At 71.7% G+C, this 14,514-nt stretch carries 10 protein-coding genes; 3 read left to right on the plus strand and 7 right to left on the minus strand.

The window, feature by feature from the left end:
* Positions 1-39: 39 nt before the first annotated feature.
* Both eccB and eccD read right to left on the minus strand, forming a co-directional pair.
* Positions 40-1,473, minus strand: a complete 1,434-nt coding sequence (gene eccB / locus ACM6LR_RS30185) for a type VII secretion protein EccB (RefSeq protein WP_414942043.1) — start codon at positions 1,471-1,473, stop codon at positions 40-42.
* Between the two features lie 4 nt (positions 1,474-1,477).
* Entirely contained in the window at positions 1,478-2,860 is a 1,383-nt protein-coding gene (eccD, locus tag ACM6LR_RS30190; RefSeq protein WP_414942042.1) for a type VII secretion integral membrane protein EccD, read from the minus strand.
* 102 nt (positions 2,861-2,962) lie between these two features.
* Between eccD and ACM6LR_RS30195 the strand changes: the two genes are divergently transcribed.
* Positions 2,963-4,381, plus strand: a complete 1,419-nt coding sequence (locus ACM6LR_RS30195) for a serine/threonine protein kinase (protein WP_414942041.1) — start codon at positions 2,963-2,965, stop codon at positions 4,379-4,381.
* Positions 4,382-5,024: 643 nt separating this feature from the next.
* Here the strand turns inward: ACM6LR_RS30195 and ACM6LR_RS30200 are convergent.
* From ACM6LR_RS30200 to ACM6LR_RS30215, 4 genes are read right to left on the minus strand one after another with little or no spacing between them, the layout of a single operon-like run.
* The gene (locus ACM6LR_RS30200; protein WP_414941355.1) at positions 5,025-7,199 is read right to left on the minus strand and encodes a transglutaminase TgpA family protein; all 2,175 of its coding nucleotides are present in this window, start codon (positions 7,197-7,199) and stop codon (positions 5,025-5,027) included.
* Entirely contained in the window at positions 7,196-8,323 is a 1,128-nt protein-coding gene (locus ACM6LR_RS30205) for a DUF58 domain-containing protein (protein ID WP_414945019.1), read from the minus strand. The genes ACM6LR_RS30200 and ACM6LR_RS30205 overlap by 4 nt, the downstream gene beginning before the upstream one ends.
* 2 nt (positions 8,324-8,325) lie before the next feature.
* Entirely contained in the window at positions 8,326-9,279 is a 954-nt protein-coding gene (locus ACM6LR_RS30210) for an AAA family ATPase (RefSeq protein ID WP_414941357.1), read from the minus strand.
* Between the two features lie 28 nt (positions 9,280-9,307).
* Positions 9,308-11,377, minus strand: coding sequence for a fibronectin type III domain-containing protein (locus ACM6LR_RS30215; protein ID WP_414945020.1), 2,070 nt, complete (start codon positions 11,375-11,377; stop codon positions 9,308-9,310).
* 129 nt (positions 11,378-11,506) lie between these two features.
* Between ACM6LR_RS30215 and ACM6LR_RS30220 the strand changes: the two genes are divergently transcribed.
* A complete protein-coding gene (locus tag ACM6LR_RS30220; protein WP_414945021.1) occupies positions 11,507-12,823 on the plus strand; it encodes a type VII secretion protein EccE in 1,317 nt (438 codons plus the stop codon).
* Here the strand turns inward: ACM6LR_RS30220 and ACM6LR_RS30225 are convergent.
* Positions 12,816-13,292, minus strand: coding sequence for a TspO/MBR family protein (locus ACM6LR_RS30225; RefSeq protein ID WP_414941361.1), 477 nt, complete (start codon positions 13,290-13,292; stop codon positions 12,816-12,818). The two genes, ACM6LR_RS30220 and ACM6LR_RS30225, sit on opposite strands and share 8 nt — an antisense overlap.
* Before the next feature lie 77 nt (positions 13,293-13,369).
* Between ACM6LR_RS30225 and ACM6LR_RS30230 the strand changes: the two genes are divergently transcribed.
* Complete coding sequence (locus tag ACM6LR_RS30230) at positions 13,370-14,113, plus strand: nucleotidyltransferase domain-containing protein (protein ID WP_414945022.1); 744 nt, start codon at positions 13,370-13,372, stop codon at positions 14,111-14,113.
* Positions 14,114-14,514: the final 401 nt, after the last annotated feature.

Here is a 14,514-nt window from a genome sequence, read left to right on the forward strand (position 1 = left end):
CGGGAAGTCCGCACCCGGCGGCCCGGACCGCGTGTCCCCTCAGCCACCCAGTGTCTGGCGCCGGGCCGCCGCCGGATCCAGGCTCGGTCCTTCAGGCAGCCGCGCCACCAGCCCGGCGGGCATCCGCACCGGACGCGCCGACGGGTACCCGAGCATCTTGAGGACATCCGGCGAAGCCAGCGGATACCGCCGCCCCATGTCGGTCACCACGGTCAGCGTCCCGGCCGGGGCCTGCGCCGACGGCATCGCCTCGACGACGATCGCGCTGCCCGGCGGCACGTGGACGCGGTCCGCGAGCGGGGTCCCGGCGGCGGTCCGGCGAGCCGTGGTGGACATCGGATCGGCGGGCGGCAGGGCGGGATCGACGGCCAGTGAAGGGGCCGCGGCGCCATCGCCGAAAGTGGCGCAGACGGTGGCGTCCTGGTCGCGCAGGCGCGCGATGGCCGGACGCGTGGCCGGCGCCGCGCCCGCTTCGGCCCTGATCGGGTCCAGTTGCCGGGACATGGTCGCCAGTGACGGCGGCAGCGGCAAGGTTTTGGGTTCGGCGCCGGGATAGGCGGCGAGCATCTGGGCGCTCGCGCGCTGGACGTCGTACTGCAGTTCGGTGATCGGCCGCAGGGCGTCCCGTTCGGCGAGGTAGTGCTGCCTGCCGCCGCCGGAGGTCTGCACCATCAGCAGCATCCCGTTCCGGATGTCGGTCCGGCCCGGCACCGCGGTGGACACCTCCCCCGCCGCCGCCACCGGCAGCGGGCCGATCGGCGCGCCTTCCGGGAGCACGTCGAGCCACGCCCGGCCGACCCTCGCCCACGGCTCGGCGGTGAGCGCGAGCCCGGTTCCGACGGCTCCGTAGTCATCGATCTTGTGCCGGTGGCCGCGCCACACCAGGAACCGGTCGCCGGTCGACGTCGATTCCACCAGCAAGGCCCCCTCGCCCAGTTCCGCACCGCCGGACGGCGAAGCTCCCGCCAGCAGCACCGACTCCTCGATCCGGCCGCCCGCGAGATCGCTGGCGGGCGCCGAGCACAGCGACCACGAGCCGGTCAGCAGCTTTTTCTTGTCGGGCAGGGCGTCCGGCGCGTCGGCGATGCCGATCCTCGGCCCACGCGGGACTCCGGCGAGCGAGTCGCGGGAAACCCGTTCCGTGGCACGGTGATCGCCGAGCAACAGCAGCGCCGACGTGTAGTTGGCGACGGGGTGCAGCCTGCCGTCCAGGAAGACGTACCTGGTGCCGGTCTCCTTTTCCAGGATGACCGCGGCATCCTTGCGCCAGGCGTTGTTCCCGCCGGGCACGATCATCCCGTACACCCCGACACAGGCCAGCGCCACGATCGCCAGCGCGACACTGGCGAAAGCGGCACCGGAGGGACGGCGGAACGGCGGCTGCTCCGGATCGGTTTCCCTGGTCACCAGCGCGGAAATCGCGCGCTGCACCAGGAATTGGTACGCCTGCAGCTGATCTCGTTTGGACGCCATGGTTTCAGCCCCCCAGTCCGCGCACGTAGCCGTACAGGCCGAGCACCGAGCACGCCACCGGGACGACGGCGATCATCACCAGGATCTCGAAGTACTCGGCGATCCTGCCGAGATACGGATTGGCGGCGCGAGTGCTCAGCACGACGCCGGAGGCGACCACGCTCGCGGCCACCGCCAGGGACAACGGTCCGGCCAGGACGAGCAGCATCGAGCGATCGGCCATGAGTGGCCCCGCGAGCAGGCAGCCGGCGCCGAAGATCCCGGTCACCAGTACCGGCAGCCGCTGCCGCAGGATCGGATACAACCTCGCCCGCACCAGGAAACCGGCCGCGAGCAGGGCGACGAGGATGACCGCCGCTTCACTGTCGCTGCGGATCAGCAGCAGCTGGCAGTACATGACGACGATCGCCGCGCCGCCCAGCATCCCGGTGAGCAGCGCGTCCGCTCTGGCCACGGCGGCGTGCACGAGGGCGAGCGGTGGCTGGGGATCGTCGCGGACGAGGTCCGCGGTCGAGCGCGGCAGCACCGGCATCGGCACCCGGCCGAGCCGCAACGCCAGCGGCGCGAACGTGGTCGAGAGCGCGAGCACGCCACCGCCGATCACGGCCGCCGACCGGTAACCCGCCAAGTCGTCGAAGGTGGCCAGCCAGCCACCGAGCACTCCGAGCAGGCCGATGGTGGCCGCGCCCGCGAACAGTTCGGGCGCGGCGGCCACCCCGAGCCGGCCGACGACGGCCGCGAGCAGCAGGGCCGCGCTCGCCACCAGCAGGTGACCGGCGGACAGCGCGCCGATCGGATCGTCACCAGCCAGCAGCAGACCGCCGCCGGTGAAGGCGAACGGAAGCGCGACAGCGGCGAGAACCGCACCGGCCCCGGCGTCGCGGAGCGCCCGCGCGAGCAGTACGCCCGCGGCCAGCAACAGCGCGGAAACAGCCAGTGCCCAGAACGCGGGGGTCGTCCACGGCGGACCGGCGCGCAGCACCGCGACCAGACCGAACGACAGCGCCACCGCACCGGCCGCCAGCCCGGCCTGCCGCGTGTGCCGCGGTCCCCAGGCCTTGCCGGTGCGGCCGGAACCGGTGGCGATCGCGTCCACGAGGTCGTCGTACTCGGGTTCGGGCCATTCGGCGCGGCGCGGCGTGAGATGGAGGATCTCCCCGTCACGGACCCGGTGCGCGCCCAGCGTCCGGTCCAGATCGAAGGCCGTCCCGTCGGCGCGGCGCAACTGCCAGCCGCCGCCTGCGACCCCGTCGTCGGCCATCCCCTCACCCGCCCGCGCGAGCAGGCCGGGGAGGATTTCGGCGACGGAGGCGTGTTCCGGCAGCGCCATGTCGATGCGCCGGTGCGGAGTGGTGATGGTGACCCTGACCAGGCCGGCAGTCTGCATGGGAAAAGGGTCGGCCAGCGACCGGGCCGCCGGGCCGCCACGGCAGGAACCTGCCGCCGGGAAAGTACGCCGGATCCAGCCTTCTTGCGCGACAATGGACGCATGAGCATCGAGGCAGGCGTCGGCAGACCGAGGCTGCTCGCCCAGGGCCCCATCGCCACCGTGTACGCGGGCCGGGATCCCGCTACGGGCAACGACTTCGCGGTCAAAATGTTCCCCGGCTCCTTCGACCGCGAGACCTCGGCCTGGCTCGAGCGCGAACGCAAAGCGCTGGCAGGCGTGCGGTCGACGCGGTCGGTCCTGCAGATCGACGACGTCACGGCGTATCCCGACGGCCGCTCCGGTCTCCGCCGTGAACTGTGCCAGGGTTCGCTCGCCGGACTCCTGGATTCCGGTATCCGGCTGGGGGTTTCCGACGTGCTCGCCCTCGGCGCCGCGGTCGCGTCGGCGCTCGCCGCGGCGCACGGAGCGGACGTCCTGCACGGCGGGGTGAGCCCGCACAACGTGCTGTACCGCGCGTCCGGCGAGTTCGTGCTCGCCGACTTCGGCGTGGCTCTGCGGCGGCGATTCCCGCGCGACCCGATGTACGCGGTCGAGTACACCGCTCCGGAAACCCTGCGCGACGACACGCTTTCCCCCGCGTCCGACCTTTATGGACTCGGCGCGGTGCTCTACACCGCGTTGACCGGCGCACCGCCCTTCCCCCGGCACACCGGGCAGCAGCCCGGCGAGCGGATCCTGCAGGTGCTGCGGGAACCGGTGGCGCCGATCCAGGACGCGGGCGTCCCGAGGGAACTCTCCGGCACGATCCTCCGGTTGCTGGCCAAGGAGCCGGCCGACCGGCCGCAGGACGTCGCGTCACTGGCGCGGCTGTTCACGAAGCTGCGCCGTCCCGGCGGCGAGGTCGTCACCGGGGAATCCTCTGACGTGTCAGGCGAAGAAGAGGACGTCGACGTCGAGTTCGACGACTTCGCCGAAGTCCACCGGCCCGCCACGCCGGTACCGGCGCTCCTGGCACCGGTCCAGGTGGTGCAGGCGCCGCCGTCGGGCGGGCGCACCCTGATCCGCGAGTTCAGCGGTCCCCTCAAGTCCGGGCGCGGGGTGCACTGGCGGCCCCTCTCGTTGGCGGGCGCGGGAGTGCTCGTCGCCGGGCTGGCCGTGGTGCCGCTGTTCCTCGGTCCGGCGGAGATCGGCGGGCAGGCCGTCCCGATGGCGGCCGCGATCCCGCCGCCGTCACCGGCTTCCGTGCCGGCACCGGACGTCAAGCTGGCCCTCGCGCCGCCGCGGGATCAGAGCGACCACGTGCAGCTGACCTGGACCGCGGAGGGCGAACTGGACTTCGTCGTGGTCATGGCGGGCGAGCGGCTCGAGACGAAACAGCTCGTCGCCCACCGCCGGCGCAGCCTGGACGTCCCGGTCGACCCGGCACGCCGGTACTGCTTCCAGCTGAGGGCGACCGACGGCCGTCACGTCTACACCACCGACCCGATCCCGATCCGCGGCGCCCGCTGCAACCCCTGAGCTGAAGGGGACTTTCCCCGCATGTCACGCGGGGCTCGGCAATCCGGATCCGACCCCGTCAACTATCCAGGCGGGTAGCGGCGAGGAATTCGCTTGAGGGGCAAAGGCGGCGCGTCCGATGTTCGGTTGAATTGTCCGATGGCTAGTGTTTGACGCCTTCTCAGGTACAAGAAGGCGTGAAGGCCTCCTTCCCTACTTTCAGGGCAGGGCTCCGGCAAAGTCGCGCAATTGCCGTTTCGGTGTCGCGAAAGCCACTTTCGGGACCTCTGGTGTCGCGAGAGTGGCTTTCGTGACACCGGGGGGGCGGCCGCGCTTGACGTCTGAGTCACGTTTGGTCGGGGGTGGGTAAGTCGGGTGGGGGCGGATCGGTAGTTGCTTGCCCACGTGAATCAGCCCGACGGGCGCGGGGCCTCGGGTCTTGATTGACGGAGGATGGGGGACACTCGACGTCCCCGATCCTCCGTCGATCAAGGTCAACTCGGTCGAGTGGGGAGGATGACACCGTTTTCAGCCAGTAGGCAAAACGGGTCGGGCAGAAACCGAATCGCCACTCACGATCCGTTTGACCAGCTCTGCGACCCTGCCTTCAGGGTAGGCAAGGAGGCCTTCACGGACCAGAGCCTGCCCTGCGGGGAAGTCCCCTTCAGCCCCCTTCGCGAGACTTGATCGGGATCAGGGTCCGCGGCTCGAGTGCCGCCAGCACCCGAGCCGCGAACGGTCTGGCGGCGAGGCCTTTGCGCACCTCGCCCACTTCCTGCCAGGCCCGCCGGACGGCGCCGTCGCCCACCGGGACACCGGACCACAGCGTCACGTCCAGCACCTTGGCCAGCCGCGCGACCGGCTCCCTGATCTCTTCCCCGGCAAGCGAACCCGCCGACTCCGCGAGATCGCGCGGGGTCATCCCGATCCGGAACGGCACACCGTGCGCGCGCAACCGATCACGGATCTCGTCCCAGGCACCGAGCACGCCTTCGGCACCCGACCGGCGACGCCGCCGTCGAGCTCGGACGACCTTCGCCAGCGGGACCCCGAAGAGCCAGAGGAGTCCAAAAAGGACGATCAAGGTGGCGAGCGCGAGCCACCACCAGGTCGCACCGGCGTCGGCGCTCTGGCCCTCGGCGGCGTCCGGTGGCGTGCCCGGTGGAAGCTGCGGCGGCCGCAGCTCCTGCTCGGCGGGCAGCTGGGCCCTCGCCCGCGCGACAGCCTTGCCGGGACCGCCTTGCCCCTGCTTCGCCTTGCCCGCCGTGGCGGTCGGGTCGAGCGCCACCCATCCCGCCCCGGCGACCGCGACTTCGGGCCACGCCAGGACATCGCGGTTGCGGACGACGTTCATCCCGCCGTCGGTCTCGGCCGAACCGCGGAAGCCGACGACCAGCCTGGCCGGAATACCGCTCATCCGCGCCAAGACCACGTACGCGGCGGCGAACTGCTCACTGGACCCCCGCTTGCTCTCCACCAGGAAGTGCCGAAGCTGCGGCCAGCCGTGCCCGGTCGGCAGGTCCTCCTTGCCAACCGCGACCTGATAGTTCGTGCTGAGGAAACGTTCCAGCTGCAACGCGGACTGGAACGTCGGGCGCAGACCCCGCACGGCGTCCTTGGCCATCCGCTCGATCTCGGGCGGCACCGCGCCGAGACCGCTGAGACCGCCCGGCGCCCTCGCGTCCACCTCACCGGTACCGAGGTCGACGTCGGGTGAGGACCAGGTGAGCCGGTACTCCCGCGCCGGCCCCGCCGAAGGCGATTCCATCAGCAGGGTGCCCGCGGTCTCGTCCACCAGCGGTGTCAACCCGTCCACACCGGTGAGACCCGGATGACTCGGCAGCCACGGTCCCGCGAGTCCGCGCACCCGCAGCTCGGCGCTGCCACCCGCACCGTCCGGCGCGCCGTCGAGACCCGCGCCGAGCCGCCGGAGCCGGGAATCGGCCAGCCAGTTCGCGCCGTCGAAACCGTTCAGCACGATCAAACGCCACTGGTCGACCGGTGTGTCACTCCGGTAGCGGAAGACCTCTTCGTCCGGCTGTGTCAGCCGCTGCGCGATCTCGTCCAGCGGATTGCCGAGCCTGCCCTTCGGCGGCGGCGCGGCCTGGGTGTCCTTGAGTGTCAGCGGATCGCGGCCGACCGGGTCGAGCCCGGCGAGCGCGACCGACCCGGCGAGCAGCGCGACCACGGTGGACAGTGCCGGCCACACCGCCGATCCCGTCACCCGCCACGAGAACCGCGGCCCGCCGGGCACCCGGCTCACCGATCGGGTGCGACGTCCGGTCCAGAGCAGGAGTCCGGCAGGCAGTGCGTACGCCAGTGCCGCCGCCACCGCGCCGATGCCCGTCAGCGCCTGATACGCCTGCGCGAGTCCGGCGACGGCCAGGCTCGGCACGAGCGCCACCAGCGGTTTCTTCAGGCGCAGCACCAGTTCCAGTCCGACCACGACGGCGAGCAGCACCGACAGCGGGACGAACAGCAACTGTTCGGGGACCGGCCGCGCTGGCCAGGTGGACTGCAGGGTGAGCCGCCAGCCCTCGGTGAGGCCGCGTGCCACCCCCCGCAACGACGCCCCGGTGGGGAGAGCGGCGAGCGTGGTCGAGGTCAGCACCGTCTCGATCAACCCGAGCAGGCAGGCCAGCGCCACGAGCAACGGCCTGAAGGGAGTCAGCTTGGGGAACTTCGCGGTCAGCTCGACGCAGCCGTAGCCGACGAGGACGACCACGAGCACCGGAACGAGCAGCGGTTTCCAGCCGAACACCGGCGTGAACAGCAGTCCGGCGACCCCGGACGCGCCGAGCAGCGCGGCGACCGCGATCCGGTCGAATCTCGCGCTCATGCCTTCCCCGCCAAGGAATTCCATCGTGCCACGGCACCGGTCGCGTCGACCGCGATGATCAGGCCGTTCGCCCCGGCCGACGGCCTGAGGTCACCGAGCCGGAACACGGTGTCGGGTTGCCAGCGCGCGGCGTGGCCGAGATCGGCGTCCGGCCCGGTGATCACGACGAGCACGCCACCGGGACGCGACGCGGCGGCCAGCGCCGAGGGCAGCAGCGGTGCGTCGTCCGCCGCGTCCTGCGTGACGAGCGCGAGTTCGTCCAGCAACGTCCTCGCCGCGCGTACCCCGCTGTCGGTCAGGGTGTCCGCGCCGGTAGCGGTGATCAGGCGGCAGTGCTGCCCCGCCGACGCCGACGCGTAGAACAGCGAGGCCGCCACCTCGACGGCCTCCTCGAAGACGGCCGGGTTCATCGACGCGCGCCGCGTGTCGAGTACGGCGGTGAACCGCGGCTGGGCCGGATCGGCGTACTCGCGCACCATGAGCCGTCCGGTCCTGGCGCTCGCCTTCCAGTGCAGATGCCGGACCTCGTCGCCGATCACGTACTCCCGCACCGCGCGCAGATCCGCCGACCCGCGCAGTGGCGGGTCGGTGATCGGGCCTTCGTGGTGGTGCCGTGGATGGCCCGCCTGCGCCGCGCGCACCGCGTGCCGTCGCGGATGCACCCACAACCACGCGGTGCCCCCGACGGTCAGGTCGCCGCGGGCGAGGTCGAACAGATCCGGCCGGTGCACCACGAGCGGCCCGACCCGCAGCTTCCCGCGGGTCGTCGTCGGCAGTTCGTAGTGGTACGTCGCCTCCGCTCCGGGGGCGAGCGGGCGCACGCGCAGGTGATGCGTTTCGGTCCCGATCCCGTCTCCCGCGGCGAAACCGCCGTGACGGCGCGAACCGGTGTTGCGCACCACGAGCGAGGCCAACGCGGGTTTCCCGCACTCGACCCGGTCCGGCTGGACGGTCCGGCCGATCTCCACCTTCGGCCGGAACCTGGTGGTGGCCAAGGCGATCAGCACCGCGCCCGCCGCGATCCCCGCGAAGGCACGGAAGAACGTGTACCCGGCCAGCTCGCCGAGGGCGTAGAACCCGGCGGCGAAGGCGAGCACGATGACGCCGCGGCGGGTGAGCCGCACGCCTACCTCCCCATCGCGGCCATGGGCGCGGCCGTCGCGCCCAGGAGTTCGTCGACGATGTCGGCGGTCCGCCGCTGGTTGAGTTCGGCGTCGGGCGTGAGCACGAGACGGTGGTCCAGCACCGGATGCGCGACGTCCTTGACGTCGTCCGGCGTCACGAAGTCACGGCCGAAGGTGGCGGCGAGCCCCTGTGCCGCCCGGATCAGCGCGATGCTGCCGCGCGGGCTCGCGCCGTAGCGGACGTCCGGATGCGACCGGCTCGCCGCGGCCAGCCGGACCGCGTAGTTGACGATCTCCGGTGCCAGATGGGACTTCCGGACCTCGGTGATCACCTGCTGGACATCGGCGATGCCCAGCACCGGCTTCAGTTCGTCCGGGGTCACGCCCGCGCAGTCCCCCATCACCACCCGCATCTCGGACTCGAGATCCGGGTAGCCGACCGAAATACGCATGAGGAACCGGTCCAGCTGCGCTTCGGGCAGCCGGTAGGTGCCCTCCAGCTCGATCGGGTTCTGCGTGGCGACCACGAGGAACGGCCTCGGCACCGCCTGGCCGACCGAATCGACGGTCACCCGGCGCTCGGCCATCACCTCCAGCAGCGCGGCCTGCGTCTTCGGCGTCCCCCGGTTGATTTCGTCCGCCAGCACGACGTTCGCGAAGATCCCGCCGGGGTGGAACTGGAAACGCTCGGCGTTCTGGTGGTAGACCATCACGCCGGTGATGTCGCCGGGCAGCAGGTCGGGGGTGAATTGGATCCGGCTCCACTTGCCGCCGATACTGGCGGCGAGGCAGCGCGCGATCGTCGTCTTCCCCACGCCGGGCACGTCCTCCATCAGCAGATGCCCTTCGGCGAACAGCGCCGCCACGGTGAGCCGGACGACCTCCGGTTTGCCGCGCACCACCGATTGCACGTTCTCGGCGATCTGCTCGTAGGCGACCCTGGGTGTGAGCGTCACAGAACTTCCTCGTCCTTTCGTCGGCCGGTCACGACGGCACACCCCGCCAGGTGTCCGTGGCGGTACCCGCGGAGGTCTTGATGTACGCGGTGATCGTGATGGCGCCGACCCAGGCGACCTCCGGAATGACCAGGGTCGTCGCCCCGGAACAGGCCACCGGGTTGGTCTTGCCGAAGAACTCCGCCTGGCAGGTCGCCGGCGCGCCCTTGCCGTCCGCGACCACCGAAACGAGCAGCGAACCGTTCTTGCCCCGTACCTGGGTGATCGTGATCGTCGGCGGCCCCGAAGCCACCGGCACGGTGACCTTCCTGCTGCCGGCGGCCCCGGTGAGCGCGGATCCCGAACCGAACTTCGTGACCGCGCGGACCGTGATGGTGGCGGTGCCGGTGACCCCGGTGAATTCCGTGGACGTGGCCGAAAGCTTGCGCTCGCCCTGGCCCGTCGCGCTCACCAGGTAGTGCACCAGCGTGCCGCCACGGAGGTCGGGCTGGGTCCAGCTCACCGACACCTTCCCGTCGGCACCGGCTTTCGCGGTGACGACCGGGGCCGCGGCGGGTCGTGACGTCGGTCCCGGGACGACCGCCTTGGCACTGGCGCCCGCCCCGACACCCGCCGAGTTCTCCGCGACCACGGTGATCACGTACGCGGTTCCGTTCTTCAGCCCGGAAACGGTGGTCCCTCGTGCCGATCCGCCCACCCGCGTCGAACCGCCGGGCCAGGTCAGCCGGTAGCCGGTGACCCGCGCGCCGTTGTCGGCGGCCGGGCTCCACGAGACCTTGATCGAGCCGTCCCCCGAGGTCGCGCCCACGTTCCTCGGCGCGCCGGGCGGAGTCGCCCTCGCCACCGGCGGCGGAACGGGCTTGCGGGTGCTCGGGGGCGCCTGCTGCTGTTGCTGCTGTTGCCGCTGCTGGGGCGGGGGTTCCTCGCCGGGCGGCGGTTCCGGGGCGGACGACGGCTCGCTCGCGGTCTGGCTGTTGGCCGCCTTGTCGACGTCGACGTCGAGCACCGCGCCGTTCTCGCCGTTGACGACCAGCACATGCGAACCGTCGGCACTGTCGACGTAGATTCGGTTGTCCTCGCCCTTGGCCAGCCTCGGCGGAGTCCCCTCACCAGGCACCTTCGCGGTGGACTTGAGTGTGCCCGCGAGATCGTAGGTCAGCACTTCCCCGCGGGTTTCGTCGACCATGGCGACGACGTTCGACGAGGAGACCGGGCCGTTGAACCGGCTGCCCTTGGTCAGCTCGACCGAAATCGGCTTCGCGGACGGGCGGTCCTGGTCAAGCCCGCTGATGTCGATCAGGTGGAGCTGGTTGCGCTCCGGGTCGGCGATGGCCAGCCGGTCACCGACGGCGCTGTTGGCCACCTGGGCCGACGGCGAGAGCTTGATGCCGAGCGGGAGGCCTTCACCGAGCCCGTCCATGCCGGCCCGGTGGAGGCTGTCGCCGGTGGTGTCGAGCACTACCGGCCGGTCACCGACCAGCGTGAGCCCTCCCCCGTGCGTCGGCGGGAGGTGCGCGGTGCAGGTCAGGACGGCGGCGCCCTTGGGCAGCTCGCAGATCGCGCCGTTGTCGACGCGGTGCACCCACACCGTGCCGTCGAGGGTCGCGACCGGCCGGGACAGTGGTCCCCCTGCGGGCACGGTCGCGGCCGGATCACCGAGGCGCACGAGCTGACCGGCGTTGCGATAGACCAGGTACGGCCCGCCCGCGATCTCCATCACGAACGGGGCCTCCGGCGCGGGCGGCGGGGTGGACTCCTCCACGCTCAAGGTCGACTTGTCGAACTCCGTGATGCGGTTCCGCTCGACCACGTAGCCCGAATCGTCCCCCTGCACGACCTGGCTGCCGCGTCCGGCGCTGGGCACGTTCGCGCGCGCGTCGACGCGGTTCGTCGAGCCGTCGACGTGGAACGCGGCCTGGGCGGCGTCGTTGTAGACCCAGTGGCCGACCTGGACGAACTCCAGCCCTTCCGGGGTCGACGCCTGCCCGGTCACGGCCAGGCCGACCAGCGCGAGGCAGCCGGAGACCACCAGCGCCACGGCCATCCTGGTCCTGGCCACCACGCTGAATCGCTTCGCGCCCCGCTCGTCGGTGTTCACGCGATCAAACTAGAGAGCGACCATGAAATTTCGATGAAACAGCCCGTCCAGGGCCTGACGGCCCCTGTCATCGAAACCTCATGTTCGCGGGGCACGCTGGGGCGCACACCCGGTTGAGGAGGCACGACGATGACCGATCCCGGCGCGGCCAGGACGGGCGGACGGTTCCCCGCGCCGCCCCCGCCGCTTCCCCAGGCGGCACCGGCCGTACCGCGAGCCGGTGCCCTGCCCGACCCGCTCGCCTACGCCGCGCCCGCCGCGCGAGCCGCCGCACGCGAGGCCGCGCTGGCCGCACTGACCGCCGCTCGCCAGGCGGAGCAACTGCCGCGATGGTCCGCGCAGGTGCCCGCTCCCACCCCCGTGCCCAGTGCGCCGCCGTCGCATCCACCGGTGCCCGCTTCAGGACGGCGTCCTGGCCGGTTCGGCGGGATCGGGGTGCTGCAGATCGTCTGCTGGCAACTCGTCCTTGTCTCGCTCGTGCTGGTGGCGGGACGGCCTTGGCCCTTGGCGGCCGTCGTGGTCACCGCGGCCGTGCTGGTCGTGGCGCTGGCCGCCGTGCGGATCCGGGGACGCTGGCTCTACGAATGGCTCGGTTCGGCGTCGGGATACCTGACGCGCGACCGCGACCGGGACCTCCGGAACGCGGGTGAGGCCGGCCGGGCGCTGCTGCGCCTGCTGTCGCCCGAAGCGGCGGGGACCACCGGCGAGATCGGCGGCGAATCGGTGTTCATGGTCAGCCGCGCCGACGGGATCACCGCTGTCCTGCAACCGAAATCGGCCGCGCGGGAGCAGCCGATGCCGTCGCCGCTGACGTTGCTGCCGCCGTCGCGGGAACAGGCCTTGGACGTCGCCGCGCAGGTCATCCACCACGTCGGCGCGGACCGTTCGCGGCCACCGCGTGGCTGGGTCGCACTGCAGGCCCTGCGCACGGTCGACGTCCACCGCGACGCCGATGTGCGGCAGGCGCTCGGGAACACGGTCCGGCGTGTGCGGCGCCAACTCCGTCGCGACGGGCTTCCGGTGCGGGCGCTCGCCGAGAACGAGGTCCTCGGCGCGCTCGCGTCACTGGCGCACGTCACGGCTGGCCGGGCCCGCATCCGGGAGGAATGGCGGTTCTGGCACAGCGGCCCGATCTGCCAGGCGACCTTCCACCTCGACGGCTGGGCCGCGCTGTCCCCGGTGCTCGCGGCCCAGCTTTCGCGCCGTCTGCTCGACGCCGCGCCTCGGGCCGCGGTGACACTCGCCGTGACCGCGCGCCGCACCGCCGCCGAGACCGAACCGCGGGTCAGCGCCGCGATCCGGGTCGCCGCCGCGGGCGCTCAGGCGACGGAGCACGCGGTACGGGATCTGGAACTCGCCGCGCGCCGGGGCGGGCTCACCTTGGAACGTCTCGACGGCAGGCACGCCAAAGGGGTGGCCGCCACGCTGCCGATCGGGGTCAGTTGAGCACGACGATCGCGAGGTTGAGCGCCGTCGCGTACAACGTCCAGACGAGGTACGGCACCAGCAACGCGGCCGAAACCCGGGAAGACCGGCGGAAGTGGAACGCGGTGACGACGATGGCGACGTCGAGCAGGACGATGTCGGCCAACGCGAGCGCGTAGGCACCGCCGGCGAAGAACAGCGGAGTCCACGCGGCGTTCAGGACCAGTTGCACCGCGTACCAGACCAGCCCGCGACGCTCGCCGCCGGATTTCCAGTACAGCCAGCCGGAAACCGCGATCCCGAGGTACAGGACCGTCCACACCGGACCGAACAGCCAGGCGGGCGGCGCGAACGGCGGCAAGTCAAGTCCACTGTAGACGGAGCGAGCGTTCGCGGCGGCCAGCCCGCCGACGACCGCGGCCAACGCCACGGCGGCCAGGAACGGCACCAAGGCCAGTGACGTACGACGTCGCTGGGGGATCGTGGTCATGGATCGAGCGTAAGGCCGTGGCCAGGGTCTCGCGCGCTCAAAAACCCTTGACGCACGCCCGTAAGATCGACTGTGTCATGAACGACGAGACCTTCCTTGCGCACGTGGCCGGCACCCTTGCCGCGCTGCCAGCCGTACACGCCGTCACCCTCGGCGGATCCCGCGCCCAGAACACGCACGATTCCGGCAGCGACTGGGATTTCGCCGTTTACTACCGCGGCGGCTTCGACCCGGCGGACCTGCGGGACGCCGGCTGGGAGGGCGAGGTCTCCGAGATCGGCGCCTGGGGCGGCGGGGTGTTCAACGGCGGCGCCTGGCTCACGATCGACGGCAGGCAGGCCGACGTCCACTACCGCGACCTCGACTCCGTCGAACACCACCTCGCCGAAGCGCGGCAGGGCCGGTTCCACTGGGAGCCGTTGATGTTCCATCTCGCCGGGATCCCGAGCTATCTGGTGGTCGCCGAACTCGCCGTCAACCGGGTACTCCGGGGTGATCTGCCTCGGCCGGACTATCCGGAAGCGTTGCGAGAGACGGCTCCGGCGATGTGGCGGGGCCGCGCGGAACTGACACTGCGGTACACCCGGGGCGCATTCGTCCCCCGAGGGCAGACCACGGAGGTCGCGGGCGCGCTGGCCGTCGCCGCCATGGAGACCGCGCACGCGGTGCTGGCGGCCCGCGGCGAATGGGTCACCAACGAGAAGCGGCTGTTGCGGCGAGCGGGCTTGCGCGAGATCGACACGATCGTCGTCGGCCTGCGCGCGGATCCCGGCGTCCTCGCCAAGGCCGTGGACGAGGCGGAAGCCCTGTTCCGCTTCTGAGCACGCGAGATCGGCATTGGCGGACGGACCGGGAAGGTCGTTTCGCCACCAAGTAGCCGGATTGTCGAAGTGGTCCGGCAGGGATCGGCGGGCTCTGGTTGCCGCCATGTCCACGACCGATGCCTCCGCCCTCGCACGGACCACACTGGCGGCGCACCAGTCGTTCTCGTGCTGGAAGAACGGGGCTGGTCCCTGGCCGCGCTCCGGCGTGACCCGGTGGGCTCGGTCATCGTCTCCACCGGTTCACCCGCCGACCCGTCCTCCAGGCGATGGTCCGCGCCGAGACGCGTCCAGCACGCCCACGACCTGCTCGTGGCGAAGGTGCCGTACGCGGCGCCGTTCCTGGATACGGACCTCGCGGCCGACTGTCACCGGACCGTGTGGCGGGCGTCACGGAATGA

The sequence above is a fragment of the Amycolatopsis sp. cmx-11-32 genome, assembly GCF_047608695.1.
Taxonomy (GTDB): Bacteria; Actinomycetota; Actinomycetes; order Mycobacteriales; family Pseudonocardiaceae; genus Amycolatopsis.

What these genes read in the sequence shown, in the direction of transcription:
- eccB (WP_414942043.1), bottom strand. Translation starts at nt 1,473, where the DNA reads ATGGCGTCCAAACGAGATCAGCTGCAGGCGTACCAATTCCTGGTGCAG.
- eccD (WP_414942042.1), bottom strand. Translation starts at nt 2,860, where the DNA reads ATGCAGACTGCCGGCCTGGTCAGGGTCACCATCACCACTCCGCACCGG.
- ACM6LR_RS30195 (WP_414942041.1), top strand. Translation starts at nt 2,963, where the DNA reads ATGAGCATCGAGGCAGGCGTCGGCAGACCGAGGCTGCTCGCCCAGGGC.
- ACM6LR_RS30200 (WP_414941355.1), bottom strand. Translation starts at nt 7,199, where the DNA reads ATGAGCGCGAGATTCGACCGGATCGCGGTCGCCGCGCTGCTCGGCGCG.
- ACM6LR_RS30220 (WP_414945021.1), top strand. Translation starts at nt 11,507, where the DNA reads ATGACCGATCCCGGCGCGGCCAGGACGGGCGGACGGTTCCCCGCGCCG.
- ACM6LR_RS30225 (WP_414941361.1), bottom strand. Translation starts at nt 13,292, where the DNA reads ATGACCACGATCCCCCAGCGACGTCGTACGTCACTGGCCTTGGTGCCG.
- ACM6LR_RS30230 (WP_414945022.1), top strand. Translation starts at nt 13,370, where the DNA reads ATGAACGACGAGACCTTCCTTGCGCACGTGGCCGGCACCCTTGCCGCG.